This window comes from Aetokthonos hydrillicola CCALA 1050, assembly GCF_017591665.1.
Lineage (GTDB): Bacteria > Cyanobacteriota > Cyanobacteriia > Cyanobacteriales > Nostocaceae > Aetokthonos > Aetokthonos hydrillicola.
Map to the genome: position 1 here is coordinate 1 of NZ_JAAKGC010000220.1, position 4,241 is coordinate 4,241.

A 4,241-nucleotide genomic window follows, 5' to 3' on the forward strand; every position below is an offset into this window, starting at 1 on the left:
AATACCATTGTTGCCTTTTTTCAATCACGTTACCGAGGCACAGATCCTGATAATTGGACGGGTTATATTTGCGATGAGCCATTATTGCTACAGCCAAGCTACTTGGAACAATTGACCTTATCTGGTATTTCTTGGGGATTTTTCAGCGGTGCGACTCGCGCTTCCGCTACCTACGTTTTAGAAAAACGTCTAGGTTTGAAGTCGCCTGTGTTGATTGCAATGGAAGATGCACCAGGTAAACCAGACCCTACTGGACTTTTTGCAACTGTTGACCTATTGAAAAATGAAATTGACAAATCGACAATAATAGTATATGTAGGGGACACAGTTGCTGATATGTATACTGTAAAGAAAGCACGTGCTCTATCACCCGAACGTAATTGGGTTGGCGTCGGGATTTTGCCTCCTCATGTCCAGGAAACAGCAGCACGTCGTGATGCTTATGCTGAGAAACTACAGCAAGCAGGAGCATCTATTGTTTTGACCAATGTAGAGGAATTAACTCCAACAAAAATTGAGGAATTAATCAGAAGATAAGCTGTTACGCATTTAATTTTTATATGGGATGCGGGCAAGATGCCCGCACTACAATAATTTTAGCTTTTCGTCCTATACAATTTAGCTGCACATCAGCTTATTAAGTAAGTGCGCCCACCAGGCTTGGTTATACTGCCAGTTTATAAAATGAGGAGGAACACTGTCTTCGTCAACTACCCACAGTGACCCGGAGTACCGGGTTCACAGTGGGCTTGCAAAACACCTAGTTTAACTAGGCTCACGGTATGCGATGTAAAAGTTGGTTAGGGCATAGAGATTTAGTAAGGTTACACGTACAAATATTTCCCTAGTTTGTACCCCTGTATTGCCCGGTCGTGAACGGGAGATAAGCTTACTAAATTGCCCGAAGGGACTGACAAAAGTCTAAATACAATTCGTTGGATTATCTCCATGAACCAAGCAACAAGAGTGCCAGTAATAGATCCAGATGGTAAGCCACTAATGCCTACTACAACAGCTAGGGCAAGGAAGTGGATAGAGTCAGGGAAAGCTGCTTGTAAACGCAATAAATTAGGCGTGTTCTACGTGCAGCTTAAACAAAAGCCATCTGGCTACAAAACACAACCAATAATTGTAGGAACAGATAGAGGAAAAGCTTTTACGGGTATTGCTTTTCAGTCGAAACTAGCAACCATTGCATTGTTTCATGCTTGTTTGCCTGGGTTTTACAAATCCAAGAATCTTGGTAAAAAGAATCAAATTTTAGACCGTCAATCTGTAACAGGAAAGATGGATAAAAGAACCGAACTAAGACGCACTCGTCGCTCTTCAAGAATAGATCGTTCTAAACCTTTCAAGCTACGTAACCACAGAGAAAAAAGGTTCAATAACAGACGGAAAAAGAAACTTCCTCCAAGTGTTTTGTCTAACCGACTGATGGAACTAAGAATTCTAAGAGTTATGGCTTTAATCTTACCAATTTCAGAGATTAGAGATGAAGCTTGTGGGGGTAACACAAAAAAAAACGGTAAAGGGATTTCACCTGTAACTGTTGGTCAAGAATGGTTTAGATTTCAAGCGTCAAAAATTGCGCATGTTGTAGAAGTTGATTCATTGGATACAGGTAAATATCGTGACCGATTAGGACTTGTTAAAGATAAAAACAATAAATCAAGACAGACTCCAGAGACTCATGCAAACGATGCTATAGCACTTGCAAGCAGCGCGTTCATAGAGTACAAAGCTTTTGTCACTGCCAAAACTCACGGGCATGAATGGATTGGGGAATGCAAAGTAACAGCATCACCATTCATTGTGTTAACTCGCCCTAAACTATTTCGCCGCAAACTGCACCAAGAAAATTACTCCAAGGGTGGAATTCTTAAGCGCCTTGGTGGAACAGTTACACCCTTCGGTTTTCGCTCTGGTGATTATGTCGAGGTTTCTCAAAAAAGCGGAGTTGTACGTGGCTGGATTGGCGGCTTTACCAGTACCGCTAAAACAAAAAATGTTTCAGTTTATGACCACAACTGGTCACGGGTTGGGCAATTCGACCCTAGAAACGTCCGGTTACTTCAAAGGAGTTCTAAGTTATGTGTTTCCCGCTCTTGAGATAGCCAATTGTGTCGCTATCCCCTTCCTTCCTTTAACTGTGTTGAAGATACAGTCGGAGGATGCGACACAATTCCCCCGTCATTCCTCCCAACCACTGATCCGGAGTACCGGATTCAGTGGGGGACTCCTGACGGGTTAGTTGATGAAGCATTAAGGTGTTCTCCTAGGTCTTGTCAACGAAGAGAAAAGTTGACAAAGATCATTAAGCTTAACCTTAACATTGAATTTCCTTAATCTTATACAAGTAACTTATTACTGTAAAAAAGCAATTTTCTGAACCGAAAATTGCTTTTTTGAGTTTTGTTCGATACAGGAAGCATCCTAAATGGTTCATTGTATTTACTTAAATAAGCGGAGTAAATGAATGTCTAATATTAGTAGAAGGCAGTTACTCGCCTTTTTTGGAGCGAGTGCGGGAACCACTGTTCTAGCCCCAATTTTAGAAAACAAAATTTTTGGCAATGCGACAGATGCTGCAAACGCCAGAGAAGTTCTCAAGCTGACTCCTGTGCGCTTACCTCACCCTTTACCTATTTATCAACAGCAATCTAGCTTTTTGCCTACAGCTCGGCAGCAAGGAAAAGTCATTGTCCCTAGTGCTAACGTTAAGCTGACAGAGTATAACGTGATAGATGATGTCGTTGTACCGCCAGAATATGAACGCTACGTGATTATCAGTTGGGGCGATCGCGTCTTCCCTAACAAAGAAGAATACTTTGGTTACAACAACGACTACACAGGTTTTGTACCTATTGATCGCAATAGTCTCAACGATGGTTACCTTTGGGTAAATCACGAATATATTTCCTATCCTTTTTCGCCACTAGCCCCTGGAACTCCGGCGGATTTAGCTGGATTTCCCACCACTTACTCGCAGGTAATTGGCGACGAGTTACCTAACGACAAAACCAGCATTGAACTGCTAGGCGAATTTATGTATAACCTGGGCGGTTCAATCGTGCGGATTACAAGGGCAAATCGCAACGAGAGATATACTGTCTCGAGAGATACCAGTAAGAACAGACGTATTCATGGTCTGTCAGGCTTAGGCATCAATCGTGAGCGTAACGACAGTTATAAAAACATCACTGCTTGGGGTAGCAAGAGCTATCAACAAGGCGATGAAAACTATTTGATTGGTACTGGATCTGCTGCCACTCAAGTGTTTAACCTGAGTAGTGATGGCTTGGGCAATCGCATTATTGGTACTGCTTATAACTGCTCTGGTGGAACCAGCCCTTGGGGAACCATTTTGTCTGGGGAAGAAAACTTTCAAGGAAGCAGTTCCTCTTTTGTTGGCGTGACTGAATCAGTCAAACTAAACGGTACTCAAACAGGCTATACAGCTCAAACCACTGGAGAAAAGTTCGGATTAGTTGGGGAAAAATACGGTTGGATGGTAGAAGTTGATCCAGCAGATGCAAACTTCCGTCCGCGCAAACACACCGCATTAGGACGTTTTCGTCACGAAAACGTTGCAATTCGTGCTGAAGCAGGCAACAAATTAGTTGTATACATGGGTGATGATCGTCGGGGTGGTCACACGTGGAAGTTTGTTAGTAACGGAACAATTGTCAACCCTAACAACAAAAACAACAGTAAATTGTTTGAAGATGGCACTTTATATGTTGCGGTTTATAATCCTGATGGAACAGGACGTTGGGTGCCCTTAACTTTACAAACGCCGACAAATCCCAACCGTCCTTCAGTATTATCTTCTCAAGAAGCAGCGCTACGTGGAACCATCTCTAACAATGGCAATACTAGGTTCCCCAAACTCCCAGATGGAGGTGCGAATGTTGTTACCGTAGCTAATGAAGCGACTGAGTTACCTCAATATGAAGGGAAAACTTTAGCTGACTTCTATCCCACTCAGGGAGCAGTACTAACTGATGCATTCCAAGCAGCGAATTTAGTAGGAGGTACACCCACGGCTCGCCCAGAGGATATTGAAATTCATCCACGTACGAAGGAAGTATTCATTTCCTACACAGATGGAGCACCTAGCGGAGATGGCTACGCAGACTCTCGCAGTTTTGTTGTTTCCAAATACAACAGAGAAGTCAATGCTACTCAGCATTTTGGTAGACTATACAAGATTATTGAAGATAGTCCAAATGGCACAGGAA

The 4,241-nt window shown here is 42.7% G+C and carries 3 protein-coding genes; all 3 read left to right on the forward strand.

Annotated elements, in window-relative coordinates; genetic code table 11:
- Nucleotides 1–537 (forward strand): HAD family hydrolase (locus tag G4P69_RS35835; RefSeq protein WP_208354687.1); only part of this gene is annotated, 537 nt, incomplete at its 5' end.
- Nucleotides 538–948: 411 nt separating this feature from the next.
- Nucleotides 949–2,109, forward strand: coding sequence for an RRXRR domain-containing protein (locus tag G4P69_RS35840; protein WP_208354688.1), 1,161 nt, complete (start codon nt 949–951; stop codon nt 2,107–2,109).
- A 367-nt stretch (nt 2,110–2,476) separates the two neighbouring features.
- On the forward strand, nt 2,477–4,241 hold a 1,765-nt coding region (locus G4P69_RS35845; RefSeq protein ID WP_208354689.1), incomplete at its 3' end, for a PhoX family protein.